Annotated in this window: 15 protein-coding genes; 5 read left to right on the top strand and 10 right to left on the bottom strand. The window is 71.6% G+C overall.

Going from position 1 to position 22,365, the window contains the following annotated elements; all coding sequences use genetic code 11:
• Window positions 1-6 precede the first annotated feature (6 nt).
• Entirely contained in the window at window positions 7-8,667 is an 8,661-nt protein-coding gene (locus ACFWN2_RS02910) for an amino acid adenylation domain-containing protein (RefSeq protein ID WP_382424543.1), read from the top strand.
• A gap of 36 nt (window positions 8,668-8,703) precedes the next feature.
• Here the strand turns inward: ACFWN2_RS02910 and ACFWN2_RS02905 are convergent, their stop codons facing one another.
• Complete coding sequence (locus ACFWN2_RS02905; protein ID WP_382424541.1) at window positions 8,704-10,845, bottom strand: DEAD/DEAH box helicase; 2,142 nt, start codon at window positions 10,843-10,845, stop codon at window positions 8,704-8,706.
• 237 nt (window positions 10,846-11,082) lie between these two features.
• Here ACFWN2_RS02905 and tatA point away from each other — a divergent pair, with 237 nt between their 5' ends.
• The 4 genes from tatA (at window position 11,083) to ACFWN2_RS02885 (ending at window position 12,822) form a co-directional block, all read left to right on the top strand.
• Window positions 11,083-11,334: a Sec-independent protein translocase subunit TatA gene (gene tatA, locus ACFWN2_RS02900; RefSeq protein WP_382424539.1), complete on the top strand. Its 252-nt coding sequence runs from the start codon at window positions 11,083-11,085 to the stop codon at window positions 11,332-11,334.
• A 100-nt stretch (window positions 11,335-11,434) separates the two neighbouring features.
• Entirely contained in the window at window positions 11,435-11,788 is a 354-nt protein-coding gene (locus tag ACFWN2_RS02895; RefSeq protein WP_382424537.1) for a methyltransferase domain-containing protein, read from the top strand.
• Between the two features lie 286 nt (window positions 11,789-12,074).
• Window positions 12,075-12,455 carry a hypothetical protein gene (locus tag ACFWN2_RS02890; RefSeq protein WP_382424535.1) on the top strand — a complete coding sequence of 127 codons (381 nt, stop codon included), beginning with the start codon at window positions 12,075-12,077 and terminating at the stop codon, window positions 12,453-12,455.
• A complete protein-coding gene (locus tag ACFWN2_RS02885) occupies window positions 12,448-12,822 on the top strand; it encodes a hypothetical protein (RefSeq protein ID WP_382424533.1) in 375 nt (124 codons plus the stop codon). Before ACFWN2_RS02890 ends, ACFWN2_RS02885 begins: the two co-directional genes overlap by 8 nt.
• A 39-nt stretch (window positions 12,823-12,861) precedes the next feature.
• On the opposite strand, the gene ACFWN2_RS02880 is transcribed toward ACFWN2_RS02885, so the two are convergent.
• The 9 genes from ACFWN2_RS02880 to ACFWN2_RS02840 are packed head-to-tail and all read right to left on the bottom strand — an operon-like array spanning window position 12,862 to window position 22,341.
• Window positions 12,862-14,340, bottom strand: coding sequence for a dihydroorotase family protein (locus tag ACFWN2_RS02880; protein ID WP_382424531.1), 1,479 nt, complete (start codon window positions 14,338-14,340; stop codon window positions 12,862-12,864).
• Window positions 14,337-15,767 carry an MmgE/PrpD family protein gene (locus ACFWN2_RS02875; RefSeq protein WP_382424529.1) on the bottom strand — a complete coding sequence of 477 codons (1,431 nt, stop codon included), beginning with the start codon at window positions 15,765-15,767 and terminating at the stop codon, window positions 14,337-14,339. The genes ACFWN2_RS02880 and ACFWN2_RS02875 overlap by 4 nt, the downstream gene beginning before the upstream one ends.
• A complete protein-coding gene (locus tag ACFWN2_RS02870) occupies window positions 15,764-16,618 on the bottom strand; it encodes a cyclase family protein (protein ID WP_382424527.1) in 855 nt (284 codons plus the stop codon). Before ACFWN2_RS02870 ends, ACFWN2_RS02875 begins: the two co-directional genes overlap by 4 nt.
• On the bottom strand, window positions 16,615-17,835 hold the full coding sequence (locus ACFWN2_RS02865; RefSeq protein ID WP_382424525.1) for a CaiB/BaiF CoA transferase family protein: 1,221 nt from the start codon (window positions 17,833-17,835) through the stop codon (window positions 16,615-16,617). Before ACFWN2_RS02865 ends, ACFWN2_RS02870 begins: the two co-directional genes overlap by 4 nt.
• A complete protein-coding gene (locus ACFWN2_RS02860; RefSeq protein ID WP_382424523.1) occupies window positions 17,832-18,656 on the bottom strand; it encodes an alpha/beta fold hydrolase in 825 nt (274 codons plus the stop codon). Before ACFWN2_RS02860 ends, ACFWN2_RS02865 begins: the two co-directional genes overlap by 4 nt.
• Window positions 18,653-19,633, bottom strand: a complete 981-nt coding sequence (locus ACFWN2_RS02855) for an ABC transporter ATP-binding protein (RefSeq protein WP_382424521.1) — start codon at window positions 19,631-19,633, stop codon at window positions 18,653-18,655. Before ACFWN2_RS02855 ends, ACFWN2_RS02860 begins: the two co-directional genes overlap by 4 nt.
• Complete coding sequence (locus tag ACFWN2_RS02850) at window positions 19,633-20,457, bottom strand: ABC transporter ATP-binding protein (RefSeq protein WP_382424519.1); 825 nt, start codon at window positions 20,455-20,457, stop codon at window positions 19,633-19,635. The genes ACFWN2_RS02855 and ACFWN2_RS02850 overlap by 1 nt, the downstream gene beginning before the upstream one ends.
• Complete coding sequence (locus tag ACFWN2_RS02845; RefSeq protein WP_382424517.1) at window positions 20,457-21,320, bottom strand: ABC transporter permease; 864 nt, start codon at window positions 21,318-21,320, stop codon at window positions 20,457-20,459. The genes ACFWN2_RS02850 and ACFWN2_RS02845 overlap by 1 nt, the downstream gene beginning before the upstream one ends.
• Window positions 21,313-22,341, bottom strand: a complete 1,029-nt coding sequence (locus ACFWN2_RS02840; RefSeq protein ID WP_382425577.1) for an ABC transporter permease — start codon at window positions 22,339-22,341, stop codon at window positions 21,313-21,315. The genes ACFWN2_RS02845 and ACFWN2_RS02840 overlap by 8 nt, the downstream gene beginning before the upstream one ends.
• Window positions 22,342-22,365 lie beyond the last annotated feature (24 nt).

Below are 22,365 nucleotides of genomic sequence, written 5' to 3'. Positions count from 1 at the left end.
CCTCCCATGTCCGCACTGTCGTTCGGCCAGCAACGGTTGTGGTTCCTCGACCAGCTCGACGGTCCTGGCTCCGCCTACAACGTCCCGGTCGCCCTGCGGCTGCGCGGACCTCTGGACATCGCCGCCCTGCGCGCCGCCGTCGCCGACGTGGCGGACAGGCACGAGGTGCTGCGCACGGTGATCCCCGTCGTGGACGGGACTCCGGGGCACCGCGTGATCGAGGACGCGAGGCCGCCGTTCGAGGTGGTGAACGTCGGGTCGCCCGGCGTGGTCGCCGACGCCGGGTCTCCCTCCGAGGCCACCACCGCCGACCTGCCCGCGGCACTGATCGCGGCGGCCTCCCGGCCGTTCGACCTCTCCACCGAGATCCCGTTGCGCACCACGCTGTTCCGCGCCGGCCCCGACGAGCACGTGCTCCTCGTGCTGCTGCACCACATCGCGGCCGACGGCGGCTCGTTCGGCCCGCTGCTGCGCGACCTCGACACGGCCTACACCGCCCGCGCGGCGAGCACCTCCCCCGACTGGGAGCCGCTGGAGGTCCAGTACGGCGACTTCGCCCTGTGGCAGCGGGAAGTTCTCGGCGATGAGGACGACCCGGACAGCCTGCTCGCCGAGCAGCTGTCGTACTGGGCGGGCCAGCTCGCCGGCCTGCCCGAGCGGATCTCGTTGCCCGCCAACGGACAGGGCACGGGCGCAGGAATCGTCGAGGTGGAGCTGCCCGCGGAACTCTGCGCGCGGCTGGCCGACGCGGCGCGTGCGGCGGGCTGCACCCCGTTCGTCGGACTGCAGGCGGCGGTCAGCGCCGCGCTGGGGCTGAACGGCGCCGGGCAGGACGTCGTGCTGGGCACCCCGGTGTCGGGACGGCAGGACCCCGCGCTGGACGACCTGGTCGGCTTCTTCGGCAACACCCTCGCGTTGCGCACCGACCTCTCCGGCGACCCCGGGTTCGGCGAGGTGCTGCGCCGAGCCAGGGAGACCGCGTTCGACGCCTACGCCCACCAGGACGTGCCGTTCGAGCGGGTCGTCGAACGGCTCGGCGTGGACCGCGGTTCCAGCGCGCACCCGGTCTACCAGGTCATGCTGGTGCTCCAGGAGGACGCGACCGCGCCGCGGCTGGGCGGGCTCGACGTGTCCGCGGAACCGCTGGACCTCGCCGCGGCCAAGCTCGACCTGAGCGTGGTGTTCGCCCGTCGCGCCGACGGCGGCATGGACTGCCAGCTGGAGTACGCCGCCGACCGGCTCGACCGCGCGTTCGCGGCGCACCTCGGCGACAGCATGGTCCGCCTGCTCGACCTCGCACTGTCCACTCCGGACGTTCCGCTGTCAGCGCTCGGCCTGCCCGCGACGCCTGCGACCGTGCGCGAGGAGACTCCAGAACCCGTTGAGGAGGCACCTGTTCGCCGGGAGCCGCGCGATGAACGTGAGCGCGTCCTCTGTGGACTGTTCGCCGACGTGCTCGGTCTGGACTCGGTCGGCGTGCACGACGGGTTCTTCGCGCTGGGCGGGCATTCGCTGCTGGCCACCCGGCTGGTCAGCCGGATCGGCGCGGTGCTCGGCGTCAAGCTGGGCCTGCGCACCCTGTTCCGCTCACCCACCGTCGCCGGGCTCGCCGCCGCCCTCGACCACGCTTCCGGCACTGCGCTCCCGCCGCTGGTGGCCCGTCCGCGCCCTGAGGTGGTGCCGCTTTCGCCCGCCCAGCAAGGTTTGTGGTTCCTCGCGGGGGTGCAGGGCCAGGACCGCGCGTACACCATCCCGTTGACCCTGCGCCTGACCGGACGCGTCGCCGTGCCGGCCCTCGCCGCCGCGCTGCGCGATGTCGTCACCCGCCACGAAAGCCTGCGCACGGTGTTCCCCGCCGTCGACGGGCAGCCGCGCCAGCACGTCCTCACCGAGTTCGGCGACGTGCTCACCGCGCGCCGCTGCGCTCCCGAAGACCTCGACCGGCTCGTCGACGAGGCCGCCCGCGCGCCCTTCGACCTCGCCGCCGACCTCCCGCTGCGCGCGACCCTGCTGTCCACCAGCGACACCGAGTCGGTGCTCGTGCTCGCCCTGCACCACATCGCGGGCGACGGCGCGTCGAGCGGCCCGCTGCTGCGCGACCTGGGCACCGCCTACGAGGCCAGGCTGACGGGTGACGAGCCCGGCTGGGCGCCGTTGCCGGTGCAGTACGCCGACTACGCGCTCTGGCAGCGGGAACTGGACCTCGAAGGCCGCGTCGAGCACTGGAAGACGGCACTCGACGGCCTTCCCGAGGAACTGGCCCTCCCCTACGACCGCTCCCGCCCGGCCGACCCGACCCACGCCAAGGACGCCGTCACCGCACGAGTCGACGCCGGCACCCACGCCGCATTGACCGCGCTGGCCCGCGCGAACCAGGCCACGCTGTTCATGGTCGTGCACGCCGCCCTCTCCGCCGCGCTGACCCGCATGGGCGCGGGCACCGACGTCGTCGTCGGCACCCCCGTCGCGGGCCGCGCTGACGAGGTCCTCGACGACCTGGTCGGGTTCTTCGTCAACTCCCTGGTGCTGCGCGTGGACACCGGCGGTGGTCCCTCCTTCAGCGACCTGCTCACCCGCGTCCGCGACGCCGACCTGGCCGCCTACGCCGCCGCCGACGTGCCGTTCGACCGGCTGGTCAAGGAGCTCAACCCGCGGCGCGTGCTCGCCCGCCACCCGCTGTTCCAGGTGGCGCTGTCGCTGACCGGCGGCGAGGACGCCGGTGGTCCCCTGCTGACCGGGCTCGACGTCCGCCTCGACGACGGAGCGCAGGGCAACGCCAAGTTCGACCTCACCCTGACCGTCGACGAGCAACCGCGGGCCGGAGGGCTGGACTGCACGCTGGAGTTCAGCACCGACCTGTTCGACCCGGCCACCGCGCGCCGCCTGCTGACCGCGGTCACCCAGGTCCTGACCGCCGTCGCCGCCGATCCCGGCCAGGCCGTCGACCGCCTGCCCGTGCTCGCCCCCGCCGACAGCGAGTTGGTCCTGCGCGAGTGGAACGACACCGGCGCGCCGTTCCCGGACGAGACCGTGCACGCCCTGTTCTCCGCCCGCGCCGCCGCCCGTCCCGACGCCGTCGCGCTGATCATGGACGACGTCGAGGTCGGCTACCGCGAGCTGGACGAGCGGTCCCACCGCGTCGCCCGCCACCTGCGCGAGTCCGGTGTGCGGCGCGGGGACGTCGTCGGCCTCGCACTCGAACGAGGCATCGACTTCGCCGCCGCCGTCCTGGGCGTGCTGAAGGCCGGCGCCGCCTACACCGTGCTCGACCCCGCGCTGCCCGCCGAACGCGTCCGCGAGATCAGCGGCGACGCCGGTGTCACCGAGACCCTCACGCCCGAGCGGATGGCGGCGGCCGCGGTGCTGTCGGCCGCGCCCGTCGAGGTCCCCGGCGCGCCCACCGACGCGGCCTGCGTCATGTTCACCTCGGGTTCCACCGGGCGTCCCAAGGGGATCCTGGGCTCGCACCGGTCGATCGTGGCCAGTCTGCTGTCGCAGTCGTTCCTCGACTTCAGCCCGCAGGAGGTGTGGCTCCAGTGCTCGCCGGCGTCGTGGGACGCCTTCGTGCTGGAACTGTTCGGACCACTGCTGACGGGCGCCACCTGCGTGCTGCACCCCGGTTCGCGCCCCGAGCCCGCCGTGGTCGCCCGGCTCATCCCCCGCCACGCCGTCACGACCGCCTACCTGTCGGCCAGCCTGTTCAACTACCTGGTCGACGAGCACCCGGAGGTCTTCGCCGGGCTGCGCCAGGTGATGACCGGTGGTGAGGCCGCCTCCACCCGCCACGTCGGCGAACTGCTGCGCCGCCACCCGCACGTGCGCCTGGTCAACGGCTACGGCCCGGTGGAGAACATGATCATCGGCACGAGCCACGCGCTGGCCCCCGCCGACGCGCTCGGCCGGTCGGTCCCGATCGGCCGCTCCCTCACCAACAAGCGCACCCACGTGCTCGACGCCGCCCTCCAGCCGGTGCCGCCCGGTGTGGTCGGTGAGGTCTACCTGTCCGGCCTCGGCCTCGCCGAGGGCTACCTCGGCCAGTCCGGTCTCACCGCGGGCAGGTTCCTCACCAGCCCGTTCGACGGCCCCGGCGAGCGCATGTACCGCACCGGCGACCTGGGCCGCTGGCGCGCCGACGGCGTGCTGGAGTACGTCGGGCGCACCGACGACCAGGTCAAGATCCGCGGCTTCCGGGTGGAGCCGGGCGAGGTCGGCGCGGTGCTCACCCGGCACCCCGCCGTCGCGCAGGCCGCCGTCGTGGTCCGCGAGGACAGGCCCGGTGACAAGCGCCTGGTCGCCTACCTGGTGCCCGCGGACGGGACAGGGTTCGGGGCGGAGGCGGCTGAGGTGAACACGCACAGCACCGCCGAACCCCGCACGCTCGACACCGCTGCCGTCCGCGCGCACGCCGCCGCCGCGCTGCCCGACTACCTCGTGCCCGGCGCGTTCGTCGTGCTCGACGCCCTCCCGCTGACCCCCAACGGCAAGCTCGACCGCCGCGCGTTGCCCGTCCCCGCGCTCGAAGCCGTCGCGGAGCCGGCCCGGCCCCGCACGGCCCGCGAGGAGATCCTCTGCGGGATGTACGCCGACCTGCTCGGCGTCGAGGGCGTCGGCGTCCGCGACAGCTTCTTCGACCTCGGCGGCCACTCGCTGCTGGCGGCCAAGCTCATCGCCCGCGTCCGCACCACCTTCAGCGCCGAGCTCGCGCTGGCCGACCTGTTCGCCGACCCGACCGTGGAGGGGGTCGCCGCCGCCGTCGACCGCGCCGCGGGCAGGCCCGTCCGCCCGTCCCTGGTGGCGGGTCCCCGGCCGCGGGTGCTGCCCCTGTCACCCGCCCAGTCCCGGCTGTGGTTCCTCAACCGCCTGGAGAACCAGGGCGCCGGCTACGCCGTCCCGTACGCGCTGCGCCTCGCCGGCACGCTGGACCGCGTCGCGCTGGAGGCCGCCCTGCACGACGTGACCGGCCGGCACGAGGCGCTGCGCACCGTCTTCCCCGAGGTCGACGGCACCCCCTGCCAGGTCGTGCTCGACGACTGGCGGCCCGCTCTGGACGTCGTCGAGCACGCCGACCTCGACGCCGCGCTCGCCGGCGCCGCCCGCGAGGAGTTCGACCTCGCCGTTGACGCGCCGGTGCGCACCACGTTGTTCGTCACCGGTCCCGACGAGCACGTGCTTCTCCTGCTGCTGCACCACATCGCCGTCGACGGCGCGTCCCTGGGGCCCCTGGTCCGCGACCTGCGCACCGCCTACACCGCACGGCTGGCGGGCGCCGAGCCCGGCTGGACGCCGTTGCCGGTGCAGTACGCCGACTACACGCTGTGGCAGCGCGACCTGCTCGACTCCCTGCTGGCAGGCCAGGTCGAGCACTGGCGCGGCGCGCTCGCGGGCCTGCCGGACGAGCTGGCGCTGCCGGCCGACCGCCCCCGTCCCGCCGTCGCCACCCACCGGGGCGGCACGGTGCCCGTCGAGATCGGCGCAGCCCTGCACGCGCGGCTGCTGGAGCTGGCCCGCGAGCACCGGGTGACGTTGTTCATGGTGCTGCAGGCCGCGCTCGCCACCCTGCTCACCCGCGTCGGCGCGGGCACCGACATCCCGATCGGCACTCCGGTCGCCGGCCGTGCCGACCGCGCGCTCGACGACGTCGTCGGGTTCTTCGTCAACACCCTCGTGCTGCGCGTCGACACCGCCGGCGACCCCGCCTTCACCGACCTGCTCGCCAGGGTCCGGGAGACCGACCTGCGCGCGTTCGAGCACCAGGACGTGCCGTTCGAACGACTCGTGCGGGAGCTGAACCCGGCCAGGTCGCTGGCCAGGCACCCGTTGTTCCAGGTGTCGCTGGTGCTGCAGAACAACGACCAGACCGACCTGTCGCTGCCGGGCCTCGCCGTCACCGAGCACGAGATCGGCGCGGAGAGCGTCAAGTTCGACCTGGGACTGGGCTTCGCCGAGGCACCCGACGGAGGGTTGGACGGTTCTCTGGCCTACTCCGCCGACCTGTTCGACGCGGGCACCGCCCAGGTCCTCGCCGAAAGGTTCGTCCGCGTGCTGGCCGCCGTCGCCGCCGAACCCGGCCGGCGTCTGCGCGAGATCGACGTCCTCGACCCGTCCGAGCGCACGCAGATCCTCCAGGGCTGGAACGACACCGACGCTCTCGTGCCCGCCACGACCCTGCCCGCCCTCTTCGCCGCCCAGGTCGCCCGCACCCCGCACGCCGCGGCCGTCGAGTTCGACGGCACGGTCCTGACCTACGCCGAACTGGACGACCGCGCCACCGCGCTGGCCCGCGCACTGCACCGCGCGGGTGCCGCCCCGGGCCGCACGGTCGGCGTGGAGCTGCCGCGCTCGCTGGACCTGATCGTCGCGCTGTACGCCGTGCACAAGACGGGCGCGGCCTACCTGCCGGTCGATCCCGGCTACCCGGCCGATCGGGTCGAGTACATGGTCGAGGACGCCGCACCGGTGCTCGTGCTCACCCCGGAGACGCTGGCCGCACTGCCCGCGGTCGCCGAGGACGTCCCGCTGCCGTCCGCGACCCCGGACGACGCGGCGTACGTCATCTACACCTCCGGCTCCACCGGCAGGCCCAAGGGCGTGGTCGTCCCCCACTCCGGCATCGTGAACCGCCTGCTGTGGATGCAGGACCGCTACCACCTCGACCCCTCGGACCGCGTCCTGCAGAAGACACCGTCGAGCTTCGACGTGTCGGTGTGGGAGTTCTTCTGGCCGCTGATCACGGGCGCCGTCCTGGTCGTGGCCAAGCCGGAGGGTCACAAGGACCCCGCCTACCTGGCCGGCCTGATCGAGGACGCGGGCGTCACCGTCGCCCACTTCGTGCCGTCGATGCTGGAGGTGTTCACCGCCTCCGTCGAGCCCGGCCGTTGCCCGAGCCTGCGCCAGGTCGTGTGCAGCGGCGAGGCCCTGCCCACCCCACTGGCCGAGCGCTTCGCCGCGGGGTTCGCCGCCCACCTCGACAACCTCTACGGCCCGACCGAGGCGTCCGTGGACGTCACGTGGCAGCGGTTCCGGCACGACCCGACTCCGTCCGTCCCGATCGGACGTCCGGTGTGGAACACCCAGGTCTACGTCCTCGACCCCGCCCTGTCCCCCGTGCCCGCCGGCGCGACCGGCGAGCTGTACCTCTCGGGCGTCCAGCTGGCCACCGGCTACCTGAACCGCCCGTCCACGACCGGGCAGCGGTTCGTCCCCAACCCCCACCGGCCCGGCGAGCGGATGTACCGGACCGGCGACCTGGTGCGCTGGCACCAGGACGGCGTGCTGGAGTACCTGGGGCGCACCGACGACCAGGTCAAGATCCGCGGCGTGCGGATCGAGCTGGGTGAGGTGGCCGCGGCCGTCTCCGCGCACCCGTCGGTGGTGCAGGCGGCCGCGGTGGTCCGGGAGGACCGGCCCGGCGACAAGCGCCTGGTCGTCTACGCGGTTCCCGCGGAGGGTGTGGTCGAGGGCTCGGTGCCGAAGGCCGCTGGCGACAACTCAGTGCCGAAGGCCGCTGGCGACAACTCAGTGCCAAAGACGACCGGCAACAGCTCAGCGCCGGAGTCAGTCGGCTTCGACCCGGTCGCGGTGCGCGAGTTCGCCGCCCGATCCCTGCCGGAGGCCATGGTCCCCGCCGCCGTCGTCGCTCTGCCCGCACTGCCGCTGAGCCCGTCGGGCAAGCTCGACCGCAAGGCCCTGCCCGCCCCCGACTTCACCCGCACCCCCACCCGTGCGCCCCGCGACCACCGCGAACGCGTCCTCTGCTCCCTGTTCGCCGACGTCCTCGGCCTCGACTCCGTCGGTGTCGACGACGACTTCTTCGACCTGGGCGGCCACTCCCTGCTCGCCACCCGGCTGGTCGACCGCGTCCGCCGCGCCCTGGGCGTGCGCGCCACCATCCGCGCCGTCTTCGACGCTCCCACCCCGGCCGGAATGGCCACCCGCCTCGACGACGCCGACACCGACCCGCTCAACGTCCTTCTCCCGTTGCGCTCCAGCGGTTCCAAGGCGCCGCTGTTCTGCGTCCACCCGGCCGCGGGCATCGGCTGGGTCTACTCAGGACTGCTCCGCCACCTCGACGACCGCCCCGTGCACGCACTCCAGTCCCGCTCCCTCACCGAACCGTGGGCCGGCACGCTGGACGAGATGGTCAAGGACTACGTGGCCGAGATCCGCGCCGTCCAGCCAGAGGGGCCCTACCACCTGCTGGGCTGGTCGTTCGGCGCCCAGGTGGCCCACGCCATCGCCACCCGCCTCCAGGAGGAGAACGCCGAAGTGGCCTTCCTGGCCCTGCTCGACGGTTATCCCGCCGCCCAGTCCGACAGTCCTGCGACCGACCTCGACCCCACCGCGGACCTGCTGGCCTCCCTGGGCCGCACCTCGCTCGACGACCTCGTCCCCGTCCTCGGCGCCCGCGCCGTGGCCGCCCTCCCGGCGGTCTTCGCCCACAACCGCCGGCTGTCCGACACCCACGTCCCCACGACCCCGTACCGCGGCGACGCGCTGTTCTTCCAGGCCACCGAGGGTCGCACCGACTCCTCACCTCACCCCGACGCGTGGACGCCGCACATCACCGGCACGCTCCACCTGCACCCGGTCGCCACCACCCACGGCGACATGACGGGCCCCGCCCCCATGGCCGAGATCGCCACCGCCATCGCCGAACACCTGAACTGACCCAGGAAGGACCTGCCCGTCCCGGCGGGCAGGTCCCTAGAGGCCCAGGCGCTGCTGCTCGGCCTGCACCACGCGCTGCTCCACCGACACCGCAGAGTCCAGCGCGCTCGCGTGCGAGTGCTTCGTGTCGCTCTCGCGCGCGTAGTGGTCGAACAGCAGGGTCTTGTGGTCGCGGATCTCCTGCACCCGCGCGTCCACGCTGTCCTTGACCAGCAACCGGTGCACGTGCACCTTGCGGACCTGGCCCATCCGGTGGCACCGGGCGATCGCCTGGTCCTCCGTGCTGGGCTTCCACTGCGGCTCGGCGATGATCACCACGGACGCGGCCTGGATGTTGAGGCCCACGCCGCCCGCCTCGATCTGGGCGACCAGCACCGCGTGGTCCTCGCACGCCGTGAAGTCGTCGACCATCTGCTGACGGCCCTGCGCCGACGTCGCGCCGGTCAGGGGGCCGAAGACCTCGACGTGCTCCGCGACCGCGTCCAGCACGTCGTGGAAGTACGAGAACACCACGACCTTCCAGCCGTTGTCCCTCGACTCCTCGATGATCTCCAGCAGCCGTTCGAGCTTCGCGGAGCCCTGGGGCGTGCGCGGGGTGTAGGCGGCGCGGCGCATCGCCATCAGGTTGCCCTCGCGCACCGCGTCCAAGTACGCGCCCCGGTCCTGCTTGCCGAACTCGACCCAGTCCTCGACTTCCAGCAGCTCCGGCAGCTCGCCGAGCACGTCCTCCTGGTTGCGCCGCAGGTAGACCGGTGCGACGACGCGGCGGAAGGCCTTCGCCCCCACCACGGCGTCGGTGGCGCCCGTGCGGGCCGCGACGCCCGGTTGCAGGTACGCGACCAGGTTGCGGAACTCCTCGACCCGGTTCTCCATCGGCGTGCCGGTGAGGAGCACCGCCCGTTCCGCGCGTTGCACGATCTTGTTGACCGCCTGCGAGCGCTGCGTGTCCGGGTTCTTGACGTAGTGCGCCTCGTCGACCACGACCATCGTCGGGCGGAACTTCTTCGGCAGCACCAGTTTCGGCAGCGTGCCGAACGTCGTCACGCCCACGCCGCCCTGCGCCAGCCACTCGCCGACCGCGCCGTCGCGGCCAGAGCCGTGCATCCGGTGCGGGACGAGGTCGCTGTGCCTGGCGATCTCGTTGACCCAGTTGATGACGACGCTCGCCGGGCAGACCACGAGGAACCCGCGGCGTCCGCCGGCGGCGAGGCTCGCCATCACCGCGATGGCCTCGATCGTCTTGCCCAGACCCATCTCGTCGCCGATGATCACGCGTTTGCGGGCCAGCGCGAACTTGGCCCCGAACACCTGGTAGCCGCGCAGCGACACCTTCAGCAGGCTGGTGTCGAGCGGGGTCGCGTCGACCTCGTGCTCGATCTCGGACGGGACGAAACCCTTGGCGGCACTGCGATCCGGCACCGCGTCCGCACCGGCCAGGTCGGCGAGGAGCGTGTTGTAGGCCGCCGCGTCGAGCTCGTAGTCACGCCACAACGCGCGGTGGTCCAGGTCCGGCACGCGCAGCTGCGTGCCGACCGCGCGCAACGCCGCCACGTCACGGCTGGCGAGCAGTGCTTCGAGCCGGCCGAGCGAGTCGAGGGCGGCCTGCCGGTTCTTCCGGAACGAGAAGAACATCCGCACCCGGCTCAGGGCACGGGACGCGGCGCGCACGTCGGCGTCGACCCTGCCCAGCACGTCGCCGAGCGGATCGAGCAGCGGACCGACGAGCTGGTTCGCCCTGCGCAGCTTGGACATCAGCTGCAACAGCTCGGTCTGCGCGCGGTCGGCGCGGTCGGGGTTCAGCCGAACGGTCGTATCGCGCGCGACGCCATCGACCACCGCACGGGCGACGCGGATGATCTGTTCGGCGGACTGCCTGCCGACTCCGGGCACGCCGTCGAGCTGCTCGGGACGAGCCCTGGCGACGTCGGCCACGGTCCGGTAGCCGGCGGCCTTCAGCTTGCTCAGCCGCAGGTTGGCCTTGGTGTCCCTGAGCTTCTCCACCGGCATGGCGCGGAGCTTGTCGGCCACCAGCGAGTCACGGATCTCCTGGTACCGCTCGGCGGCGAGCGCCAGCAGCCGATCCGGTTCCGCGCGCACCCCTGCCGCCTCGGCGCGGAACGCCTTCGCGGCGTCCAGCACCGCGCGAGCAGGCCTACCGACCTTCGACGAGTCGTCCACCCGTGTCCCTCCGTCAGGCGGTCCCAGAGTACCGAACGCGGATGTGCGCGTTCGGGACAAGCCCCCTAGAACCGCGGAGTGAGGACACTTTCCACATCCGGGGATTTCGGTGACATTCGGGGACAACCATCCCGAATGGACGGTGTGATCGAACTCGCGACCTTGGCGAAACCTTGTGCCACAAGGATATGGTCGGACGGGCATGTTCGTCTCGACACTTTCCGGAGGAAGTGAGCCATGGCCAACCTGGGCGCCACCGAACTGCTGATCATCGGCGTGGTGATCGTGTTGCTGTTCGGCAGCAAGAAGCTGCCCGAGATGGCCCGGTCGCTGGGGCGGTCCGCCAAGATCCTCAAAGCGGAGAGCTCGGGTCTGCGGGACGACGAGACGCCGGGCGAAGGCTCGCAGGTCGCGCGGCTCCAGCAGCAGGTCGACGAGCTCCAGCAGCAGCTCAAGGCCGCTCAGCAGCCGCCGAGGACCACGCCGTGAACCCGAGCGCCTACGTCCGGGGTGCTCATGTCGATCCCCGTTACGTCCACGAAGGACACGCCTCAGGGCGTGGACGTCCCCCGGCGGGCAAGCTGTGCGCATGACCGACGAGGTGCGCGACTTCTGGGACCGGCACGCGGCGACGTTCGACGAGGAGCCGGATCGCGGACTGCTCGATCCCGGGGTTCGCGCCGCGTGGGCAGGCCTGCTCCTGCCGCTGATGCCCGGAGCTGCGGCGTCCGTCACGGACCTGGGATGCGGCACCGGCAGTCTTTCCGTGCTCTTGGCGCAAGCAGGACATTCGGTGCGCGGTCTCGACCTCTCCGAACGGATGGTCGCCGCCGCACGGGCGAAGGCGCGCGCCGCCGAGTTCGTCCGGGGTGATGCCTCCCAGCCTTCTTGCACGCAAGCGTCTTCCGTGCTCGCCCCAGCACGTGTTGTAGGCGCTGCCTGATCCCGCCGCCGCGCTGAAGGTCTGGGTCGGATTGCTCAAGCCGTCGTGCTGGGGGGTCGCCGCGAAGTCGACGTGACACGGCTGGACGACCCGGCGTCGCGGGACCTGAGATCGACGTCGGGCGATGCCCGGCCGTGAGCAGGAGCTGGCGGTCAACGCCGGACAATCGCCCGGTACGCTCAAGTGCGCTGGTAGGCGGCCTGCCCCTGGGGCCGGCACAGCCCACCTGAACCTCCGCCGCAGCGTTGTACTCCGCGGTAGTTGCCCTCGTTCCCGGAAGAGCCTCATGATCGACGTGTTGCCGACGGTGCTGACCGTCCTCGCGCTCGCGGGTGCCGCCTACGCGGGCCTGCTGATCGCACTGAACAAGGCCCTGCTGCCGCTGACGAAGCTGTCGTGGGGAATGGTGCTGGGTCTCGCGGTGCTGGAGCTCGGGCTGCTGGTCCAGGCCGTTGTCGGCATCGTGTCGATGCTGGGCCTCGACCGCGACATCCAGCGCTGGTCGTTCGTCGGCTACCTGCTGGGTCCCGTGGTGATCGTCCCGGTCGCCGTGCTCTGGTCCGCCGCCGAGCGCACGCGCTGGAGCGCCGGTGTGCTGGTGGTGGCGTGCCTGAGCGTGCCGGTGATGATCGTGCGCCTCGGCCAGATCTGGGCCGGCCATGCCTGAGCTCCGCGAAGGCCCCGGCCGGATGCTGATCGCCGTCTACGGCATCTTCGCCATCGCCGCCACGTCGCGCTCGGCCGTGCAGATCGGCACCCGGTTCGAGCACGCGCCGGTCGCTTACGTGCTGTCCGCGTTTGCCGCGCTGGTCTACGTGCTCGCGACGGTCGCTCTGGCCAGGGGCGGCCGCCGGGTCGCGCTGATCGCGTGCTCCATCGAACTGGCGGGCGTGCTGCTGGTCGGCGTCGCGAGCCTGGTCGTGCCGGCGGCGTTCCCCGACGCGACGGTGTGGTCGTTGTTCGGCATCGGCTACGGGTTCATCCCGCTCGTCCTGCCCGTGCTCGGACTGTGGTGGCTGCGGAAGACCGCTTGAGCGGGGCGGTGCGCCGGAGTACCGCCCCGCTCGAAGCGGTCAGCGCGCCGTGCCGGCCGGCCTGGACTGGTAGCGCCCCGACGGCTCGCCGACGATCTTGCCGTCCTGCAGGACCCTCATGCCGCGCAGGAACGTGTCGGTGACCTTGACGGTCAGCTCCTGCCCCTCGAACGGCGTGTACTCCTGGCTGGACTCGGAGTCCGCCGCGCGCACCACCCAGCGGTGGTCCGGGTCGACCAGGGCGATGTCCGCGTCGAAGCCGACCTCCAGGTTTCCCTTGTCGCGCAACCCGTAGCGGCGGGCGGGCGCGGCTGTCACGAGGTCGGCGAGCCTGCCCAGCGGCACGCCGCGGCGACGGCCCTCGCTCACCAGGCCGGCGAGCAGGTACTCGGTGCCGCCGAAGCCCGACTTGGCGGCGAACACGTCGTCGCGGTGCTCGCCCTCCCCGAACTTGCGCTCGTCCTTGCAGCACGCGTGGTCGCTCACGACCCAGTCGACGCTGCCGTCCTTCACGCCCTCCCACAGCGCGTCCACGTCCGCGCGTTCGCGCAGCGGCGGGTTGACCTTGCCACCGAGGCCGCTGGCGGTCGTGAAGTCCGCGAGCAGGTGGCCGATGGTGACCTCGCGGCGGAAGTCGATGTGCGGGAACGCCTCCGCCATCCGCAGCGCCGCGTCGAGCGCCTTGCGCGAGGTCAGGTGCAGCAGGTTGATGTTGGCCAGACCGGTCTCGTGGGCGAGGTAGGACGCGATCGTGATCGCCAGGCCCTCCGAGTGGGGCGGGCGCGACGCCGAGTAGGCCTCCAGACCGGTCAGCTTGCCCTCCTTCTCCACGCGTTCGGTGTAGGCGGTCATGATCTCGGCGGTCTCGCAGTGCAGCGACAGGGAGATCTCCGAGGCGAGCTCGGGGAACTTCTCCCGCGCGGCCTGGATGCCCCGCATGACGAACTCGAAGTGCGCGTAGTCGTACCGCTCGCCCTCGGGGATCATCAGGAAGTCGCTCTGGTCGCTGGACTTCCCGTGCAGTCCGTGCGAGCCGTAGAACATGAACACCTTGAACGACGGCACTCCGTGCTCGCTGATCAGCGACGGGATCTCGTCGATGTGCTCACTCATCATCGGCGCGAGGTGGAAGCCGTAGTCGACCCACGCGCGGCCGGACACGGCTCCCAGCACCTCGGGGAAGAACGTCCCGTAGCTGCCGCCGCGGTTGAGGTAGTACTGGCCGGTGCGCATGTAGTTCAACGCGGTCGTGACGCCGCCCTGGGCGCAGGCGCGGCTCTCGGACTCCGAGTCGACGGACAGCTCGTGGTAGATGCCCCAGTGCTGGTGGGCGTCGACCACGCCGGGGAACGCGAGCTTGCCGCCGCCGTCGACCACCTCGGTCGCGTCCGCCGTCGCGAGCTCCGGGCCGATGGCCGCGACCTTGCCGTCGCGCACGGCGATCGCGGTCCGGACGGGCTCGCCGGCACCCGGCAGCACCAGGTCGATGTTGTGCAGAACCAGGTCGTAGGCGGTCATCGCGTCTCCTCCGTGCTCTCGTTCTCTCGCCGTGCCGTCAACCGCAGCAGGTGGTGCACCTCGGTCGTGTCGCCCAGGCCCGCGACCGCGTCGATCACGTCCTGCGCCGCCGCGAGCCCCAGCACCGGGGCCGCGTTGTCGGTGAACTTGCGGGCGATCTCCTCGTCCGTGAGCGGGTTGTCCACGCCGCCGCGGTTGGCCAGGGCCTTCGCCGTCCACTTGCGACCGTCGCGCGAGGTCGCCCTCACCACGGCCGGGAACTGGTGCGGGAAGATCGCGGTGCACTCGTCGTCGGCCACCACTGTCGTGCGGCGCATCAGCTCCTGCCGCAACGGGTCGACGAGGTGCTCCGGCGCGTAGTCCGCCAGCGCCGCGCCGAGCCCGCCGCCACCGAACATCCCGACCACGGCGGCATAAGGCCCGCTGAACTGGGCCTCGTACGGGGTGCTCGGCGTCCGCTTCTTCTCGATCGGGTCGCCCACCGTCCGCACGACCGGCGCCGGGACGCCGATCTCCAGCGACTCGACGTCGTCCGGCCGCAGCCCTTGCTCGCGCAGGTCCCGGGCCGCGTCGACGATCGTGTGCGTGAAGTGGTTGGCGGGATAGGGCTTGAAGAAGATGCGCGGCACCTCCCACTCGACGCCCAGCCCGTCGGTGATCGCCTCCGGCCGGTACTCGCCGCGCAGGAACGCCTCGAAGAAGCCGAACCTGCCCTCGAACACCGTCGGCGGCCCGGTGAAGCCGTGGCGGGCCAGCCGGGCGCTCGACACCCCCGCCTGCGCGGCCCAGCCGCAGTGCAGACGCTTGACGGTGCCACCCGTGCGGTTCGCCTCGATGATGCCGGACGACTGGGACGCCACGATGCCGATCGCGTGCGCGATCTCCTCCTCGTCGGCGCCACCGAGCAACGCCGCCGCGACGGCACTGCCCACCGCGCCGCAGATGGACGTGGCGTGCTGCCCGTGCTCGAAGAACACGGAGTTCCCGCTGTCCGGGTCGTAGCCCGCCATGCCGACGCGGACGCAGACCTCCAGCCCGGCGGCGACGGCGGCGACCAGCAGATCGCCGCTCACGTCGTTGTCCTGCGCCGCGGCCAGAGCGGCCGGCACGACACTGGCGCTCGGGTGCAGCACGGACGGCAGGTGCGTGTCGTCGTAGTCGAGCGAGTGCGCGAGCACGCCGTTCGCGAACGCCGCGAGCGAGGCGGGAACCGGTGTGCCGTCACCGATGACGTGCGCCCGTCCCGTTCCCCCCTGCTCCGCGACGAACGCGAGCGCGGCGGCGCTGGTGTCGAGCGCACGGCCCGCCACGCACAGCCCCAGCACGTCGAGGATCCGGTGCCGCACACTGGCCCGCACGTCGGGCGGCAGTTCACCGGCGGCGGTCTTGACCGCGAACCGGGCGATGGTCTGGCTCAGCGTCGTCACGAGGCCTCCCCCGGCACGACGGCGAGCGGCCGGACGGGAGAACCCGTGGCGCCCACGAGCTTCAACGGTGACAACACGAACAGGAACTCGTGCACGCCGGCGGCGGCCAGCTCCTCCAGGTCCATCGTCTCGATGATGTGGATGCCCTTCTCGACGAGCAGCACGCGGTGGGCGGGCAGCAGGCTGTGTCCCTGGCCGGGCGCCAGGCGTTCGAACGCGATCGTGTCGGCGCCCGCCGCGTGCACGCCCAGTCCGGCGAGCCAGTAGGCGCCGTTCTCGCTGATCCCCGGCACCCCGCTGTCGTGTCCTGTGTAGACCTCCGCGCCGGCGGCGAAGTGCACGCCCCAGCCGCTGCGGATCAGCACGACATCGCCTTGGCGCACCTCGGTTCCCTGTTCCAGCGCGGTGCGGGCGAGGTCGTCCGGGGTGATCTCGTAACCGGGCTCGCAGCGCGCCAGGCCCAGGGTGCGCGGCACGTCCAGCAGGATCCCCCGGTTGAACATGGGCAGGATCGTCTCCGCGCCGAGCGAGCTCATCGTGCCGCCGCGTTGCGCCTCGTCCGCCCGCACCCCGCCGAACATCAGGCCGTTGTGCGACACGTGCGAGAACGCGTCGATGTGCGTGCCGACGTGCGTGCCGAGCGAGATGTGGTCCGCTGCCGCCGAACCGCCGTCGGCGCGGACCATGTCGCCGTGCCTGCGCGGAAGCGTGTGCCAGTAGGGAGGGTGGTTCGGTGACTGCGGCATGCCCCGGTACAGCGGCCGGCCGAGGTCGAAGACCCGCACCCCCGCACCCAGCGCCGTGTCCAGCCACGTCGCCGTGGTCCCCCGCGTCGCCTCGTTGACGTTCATGCGATCACACCCCGCTCGCGCATTGCCTCGATCTCCGCCGCCTCGTACCCGAGCTCCTTCAGCACGGGGTCGGTGTCCGCTCCGAGGTCCCCGCCGGTCCGCCTGATCCGTCCCGGCGTCCGCGACATCCCCCACATGACGTCGTGCATCAGCACGTCACCGAGCTTGTCGTCGGCGACCTTGCGCACCATCCCGGTCGCGCGGACGTGCTCGTCGGCGACGATGTCCGCCGCGTCGTAGACCGGTGCCACGGCCGCGCCCGCCGCGGTGAACTGCTCGATCACCTCGGCGCGGGTGCGCTCGCCGATCCAGGCCGACACGTGGCCGTCGAGCAGGTCGGCGTGCAGCGCGCGTTGCCCTCCGGTCGCGAACCACGGTTCGTCGATCACCTCGGGGTGCCCGACGAGCCGCATCACCCGTTCCGCGATGCTCTGCGCGCTGGTCGACACCGCGACCCACGAGCCGTCGCTGGTGCGGTAGGTGTTGCGGGGCGCGTTGTTCAGCGAACGGTTGCCGCGCCGCTGCTCGACGACGCCGAGCTGGTCGTACACCGTCGGTCCAGGGCCCACCGCCGTCATCAACGGCATCAGCAGGTTCATGTCGACGACCTGGCCGACACCGGGCGACTTCGTGTCACGCTCCCACAACGCCATCATCGTCGCGCCCACCGCGGCGACCCCGCACATCGAGTCGGCCAGGCCGAAGGCGGGCAGCGTGGGCGGGCCGGACGCCTCACCGGTGAGGTGGGCGAACCCGCTCATCGCCTCGGCGAGCGTGCCGAAGCCGGGACGCGCGGAGTAGGGGCCGGTCTGCCCGAACCCGGTCACCCTGACCACGATCAGCGCCGGGTTGCGCCGCCACAGGTCCTCGGGCCCGATGCCCCAGCGCTCCAGCGTGCCGGGCCGGAAGTTCTCGACCAGCACGTCGGCGCCCTCGACCAGGCGCAGCAACAACTCCGCGCCCTCGGCCTGCGAAAGATCCGCGGCGACGAGCCGCTTGTTGCGGGAGATCTCCTTCCACCACAACGGTTCCCCGTCCTTGGACGGACCGTGGCCACGCATCCCGTCGCCGCGCTTCGGGTGCTCGATCTTGACGACTTCGGCGCCGTAGTCCCCCAGCAGCTGGCAACACAGCGGACCGGCCAGGATCGTGGAGGCGTCCACGACTCTCACCCCGGTCAGCGGGCCATCGCTGTGAGCGGTTGACGTCTCGCTCATGCGCTCATGGCTCCCCTCGGTTCGATGACCTCGCGCAGGACCCGGCAGAACGCCTCGGGGTCCTGTTCGGCGAAGAAGTCCGTCGCACCCGGCACCACGACGGCGCTGCGGTGCCTGATCAGCTCTACTGCTCTCGGGTGCATGTGGGCGATCCGGTCGTCGCTGCCCGCCAGCAGCAACGCGACCTCGCCCGCCGCGCGCACCGACTCGCGCAGGTCGTGCCGCCAGATCGCGCGGTACGACGGGGCGAAGTCGGCGCCCGCGTGCAGGTAGTCCCGCACGAGTTCGGTGGTGAAGTCCGGATCCGCCCACGGGTACTCGCCCACCACGCGGTTCCAGATCCACTTCAGGTGAGCGCCGTCGGAGGTGGCCCGCCACGGCGGCGCGAACGACGCCAGCCGGTCGGCGCGTTCGGCGTCGGTGTAGACGGGAACCCCGTGCAGGACCACGCCTTTCGCGGCACCGGGACGTCGTGCCGCCGCGTGCAGGGCGAACACCGCGCCGGTCGCCCGGCCGAACAGCCACGGTTCGCGCGCTCCGACGGCGTCCGCGACGAACCACGCCACGTCCGCGTAGTCGTCGACCGTCCAGTCCTCCGGCGGCCGTGCGGACTCGCCGTAGCCGGGCGTGTCCACCGCGATGGGAACGCAGAACCGCGCGAGCCCGTCGAGCGCCTTGCGGTACCGGCGCGCCGACAGCGGACTCTGGTGCAGCATCACGAGCGGGGGCAGCCCCGTCGCCAGCTGGGTCTCCAGCGGTGCCTCGCCGGCCGTGAGCACGTGCACCGCACCCCAGGGGGCGTCGAGGTAGGCACCCCTCATCGCGGCCCGCCGAGCGCCGCCGGCTCCCGGTCCTGGTCGGCGCGCAGGCACGCCACGTCGTGCCGGTCGGCCACCGGGAGCAGGTCCACCGGCCACGTCGAGCACTCGGCGATCTCGATCGGGCACCGTCCACTCAGGACGCACTTGGTCGGCGCCTTGGACGGGTTGGGGATCTCCCCGCGCAGCGGCACGTGCTCCCGCCGCTGCCCGACCACCGTGCTCAGCGTCGCCGACAGCAGCGCCTTCGTGTACGGGTGGCGCGGGTTGCCCAGCACCTCCTGCGTCGGTCCCTGTTCGACGACCTTGCCGAGGTACATCACCGCGACCCGGTCGCTGATCAGCCCGACGGTGGCGAGGTCGTGGGAGATGAAGACGTACGAGATCTCCCGTTCCCGTTGCAGGTCCCGCAACAGGTCGAGCACGCGCGCCCGCACCGAGACGTCCAGGGAGGACGTCGGCTCGTCGAGCACCACCAGCTCAGGCTCGGTGATGATCGCCCGCGCGATGCCGATGCGCTGCTGCTGACCACCGCTGAGGTTGCGCGGCAACCGGCCGGCGTGCTCGGCGGTGAGACCGACGCGTTCCAGCATCGCCACGACCGCGTCCCTGCGCTCGGCGCGGGACATCGAGGGCCGGTGGATGATCAGCGGCTCGGCCACGATGTCGCCGACCTTGATGCGCGGGTTGAGCGACTCGTAGGGCTCCTGGAACACGACCTGCATCCGCGACCGCAGGGCCCGCATCTCCTTCTTGCTCAACGAGCCCAGCCGGGTGCCCTGGAAGACCACGTCGCCGGAGGTCGGCTGGATCAGGCCCAGGGCGATCCGGCCGAGCGTCGACTTGCCCGACCCGCTCTCGCCGATGACCGCGACCGTCTCGCCCCTGCCCACCGACAACGACACCCCGTTGACGGCGTGGACCTCCTTGCCACCACGGCGGAACACCTGGTTCACGTCGTGCAGTTCCATGATGCTCATCAGCGGTGCACCTCCGGACCGGACAGGCTCGGCACGGCGTGCGCCCACGGGGCGGGCGGCACCGCGGCGAGCAGCTGCCTGGTGTAGTCGTGCGACGGGGTGGAGAACACGTCGGCGACGAGTCCGGTCTCAACGACCCTGCCGGACTTCATGACCACCACGCGGTGGCAGTACTGGGCCACCACGCCGAGGTCGTGCGTGACCAGCAGCAGCGACCGCCTGCCCTGCTTCACCTGGGCGTCGATGAGGTCCAGGATCTGCCGCTGCACGGTCACGTCCAGCGCCGTCGTGGGCTCGTCCGCGATCACCAGCGACGGGTCGTGCAGCATGGCGAGCGCGATGACCACGCGCTGGGCCATGCCGCCGGACAGCTCGTGGGCGAACCCCCGCAGCACCCGTTCCGGCCCACGCACCTGGACGGACTCAAGCCGTTCGATCGCCAGGTCCCTGAGGTCCGTGCGGCTGATCCTGCGGTGCGCCCGCATCACGTTGCGGAACTGCTTCTCGATCGACAGCACGGGGTTCAGCGAGCCGAACGGGTTCTGCGCGACGAACCCGATCCTCGCTCCCCTGATCTCCCGCAACCTGCTGCGGTGCAACCGGATCAGGTCCGTGCCCTCGAACTCGGCACTGCCCGAGACGACCTTGCCGTACGACGGCAGCAGGCCGAGCACCGACCGGATCGTCACGGACTTGCCGGACCCGGTCTCGCCGACGATGCCGACGGCCTCGCCCTCCGGCACCTCGAACGTCACGTCCTCGATGGCCTTCACCACGCCCGCGCGGCCGCGGAACTGGGAGGTCAGTCCTGTCACCCTGAGCATCAGCTTCCCTCCACCTGTCGCTGGATGCCGTTCGCCAGCATGTTGAGGCTCGCGATGGCGATGAAGATCGCCACGCCGGGCCAGATCGCGATCCACCACTGACCGGTCGAGATCGCCTGCGCGCCCACCTGCACCATCGATCCCCACGTGGGGGTGGGCGGGGAGACGCCGATGCCGAGGAAGTTCAGCGCCGCGATCACGATCACGGCGTTGGCCGTGGTGAGCGAGCACTGGACCAGGCAGACGTCCACGACGTTCGGCATGACGTGGCGGAACACCACGCGCCTCGGCCGCGCCCCGGTCGCGATGGCGGCCTCGATGAACCGTCCGTCGCGAATGGACAGCGCCTCACCGCGGATCAGCCGGATGAACCGCGGACCGTTGATGATCACGATGGCGTAGAGGATGTTCTGGATGTCGTTGCCCGTCAGCGACACGATCGTCACCGACAGCACGATCAGCGGGAACGACTGGAAGGCGTCGAGGGCGCGCATGAAGCCCTCGCTCCACTTGCTCTTCACGCTCAGCGGAAGGCCGATCAGCAGGCCGATCACGAGCGAGGCGAGCGTGCCCATCAACGCGAGCGGGAGGTCGCTGCGGCCGGCGGCGATCACGCGCGAGAAGACGTCGAACCCGTTGGCGTCGGTGCCGAAGACGTACTCGGACGACGGGGCCAGCAGCACCGCGGTCGGATCGGGTGTCATCGGGTCGTGCGGCAACGGCGCCAGGAACGACGCGAGCAGCAGCAGGAGCAGCATTCCGCCGCCCGCGACGATGCCGGGACTGGCCCGCACGTAGTTGACGCTGCGGGAGAAGAACGGCGCGAAGAAGGGCTGCCGGAGCCCTGCCGGGTTGCTACTCATAGCTCACCCTCGGGTCGAGGAAGAGGACCACCAGGTCCAACAACAGGAACAGGGTCAGCGTCAGGAGTCCCGCCGTGACCACGAACCCCTGGATGATCGGCACGTCGACCTTCAGCACGCCGTCGAGCGCCCACTGGCCCATGCCGCGCCAGTTGAAGACGCGTTCGACGATCGCGGCACCGCCGAGCAGTGAACCGAACAGGATGGCGATGTAGGTGATCACGGTCGTGCGGGACGCGGCGAAGGCGTAGTAGACGACCGTGCGTTCCCTGAGGCCACAAGCTCGGGCGAACTCGACCTGCGGGGTGGTGAGCGCGGTGCCCATGCTGCCGCGCGCCGTCTTGGCGAAGTACGAGGCGTACACGAGTCCCAGCGACAGCACGGGAAGCGCCGCGTGCGACACGGCCTCGCCGAGCGTCGCCCAGTCACCGGTGAACAGGCTGCTGATGATCAGGAACGGCTGGTCGTCGGCCGAACCGGACTCGATGGGCAGCCGCCCGATCGGCGCCGGTGCCCAGCCGAGCAGGAAGAAGAACACGTAGATGCCGACCAGGGCCAGGAAGAAGTCGGGGACCGACTGCAGCACCGAGGTGACACCGCTCATGATCCGGTCCGGCACGCGGCGGGCGAAGTAGGCGCCGATCACGCCGATCGTCATGCCCAGCGAGATGGCCAGCAGGAGCGCGAAGAACACCAGCTCCAGGGTGTTCGGCAGGAACTTCCCGATCTCGTGCAGGATCGGCTCGTTCGTGAAGAACGACGTGCCCAGGTCACCCTGCAGCAGGTTGCCCCAGAACGAGAAGTACCGCTCCAGCAACGGCTTGTCGAGCCCGAGCTGGCTGTTGACGTGGGCGATCTGCTCCTTGGTCGCGAAGTCGCCGAGGATCGTGATCGCCGGCTCGCCCGGGATGAGGAACACCAGGAAGAAGGACACGCTGCCCAGCACGAACAGCGACACGGGCACGATCGCCACGCGCTTGACGATGTAGCGGAGAAGAGGACGCCGCCGCTTCTCCCTCACGGGGGCTTTCAAGGGTTCCACAGT

Source organism: Lentzea sp. NPDC058436, from assembly GCF_042721515.1.
Classification (GTDB): Bacteria; Actinomycetota; Actinomycetes; order Mycobacteriales; family Pseudonocardiaceae; genus Lentzea.
This window is presented reverse-complemented; position numbering and strand designations above follow the sequence as displayed.

Excerpts from the sequence above, each read along its gene's own strand:
- ACFWN2_RS02910 (WP_382424543.1), top strand. The coding sequence starts at position 7 with ATGTCCGCACTGTCGTTCGGCCAGCAACGGTTGTGGTTCCTCGACCAG.
- tatA (WP_382424539.1), top strand. The coding sequence starts at position 11,083 with ATGGCCAACCTGGGCGCCACCGAACTGCTGATCATCGGCGTGGTGATC.
- ACFWN2_RS02895 (WP_382424537.1), top strand. The coding sequence starts at position 11,435 with ATGACCGACGAGGTGCGCGACTTCTGGGACCGGCACGCGGCGACGTTC.
- ACFWN2_RS02890 (WP_382424535.1), top strand. The coding sequence starts at position 12,075 with ATGATCGACGTGTTGCCGACGGTGCTGACCGTCCTCGCGCTCGCGGGT.
- ACFWN2_RS02885 (WP_382424533.1), top strand. The coding sequence starts at position 12,448 with ATGCCTGAGCTCCGCGAAGGCCCCGGCCGGATGCTGATCGCCGTCTAC.
- ACFWN2_RS02880 (WP_382424531.1), bottom strand. The coding sequence starts at position 14,340 with ATGACCGCCTACGACCTGGTTCTGCACAACATCGACCTGGTGCTGCCG.
- ACFWN2_RS02870 (WP_382424527.1), bottom strand. The coding sequence starts at position 16,618 with ATGAACGTCAACGAGGCGACGCGGGGGACCACGGCGACGTGGCTGGAC.
- ACFWN2_RS02865 (WP_382424525.1), bottom strand. The coding sequence starts at position 17,835 with ATGAGCGAGACGTCAACCGCTCACAGCGATGGCCCGCTGACCGGGGTG.
- ACFWN2_RS02860 (WP_382424523.1), bottom strand. The coding sequence starts at position 18,656 with ATGAGGGGTGCCTACCTCGACGCCCCCTGGGGTGCGGTGCACGTGCTC.
- ACFWN2_RS02855 (WP_382424521.1), bottom strand. The coding sequence starts at position 19,633 with ATGAGCATCATGGAACTGCACGACGTGAACCAGGTGTTCCGCCGTGGT.
- ACFWN2_RS02850 (WP_382424519.1), bottom strand. The coding sequence starts at position 20,457 with ATGCTCAGGGTGACAGGACTGACCTCCCAGTTCCGCGGCCGCGCGGGC.
- ACFWN2_RS02845 (WP_382424517.1), bottom strand. The coding sequence starts at position 21,320 with ATGAGTAGCAACCCGGCAGGGCTCCGGCAGCCCTTCTTCGCGCCGTTC.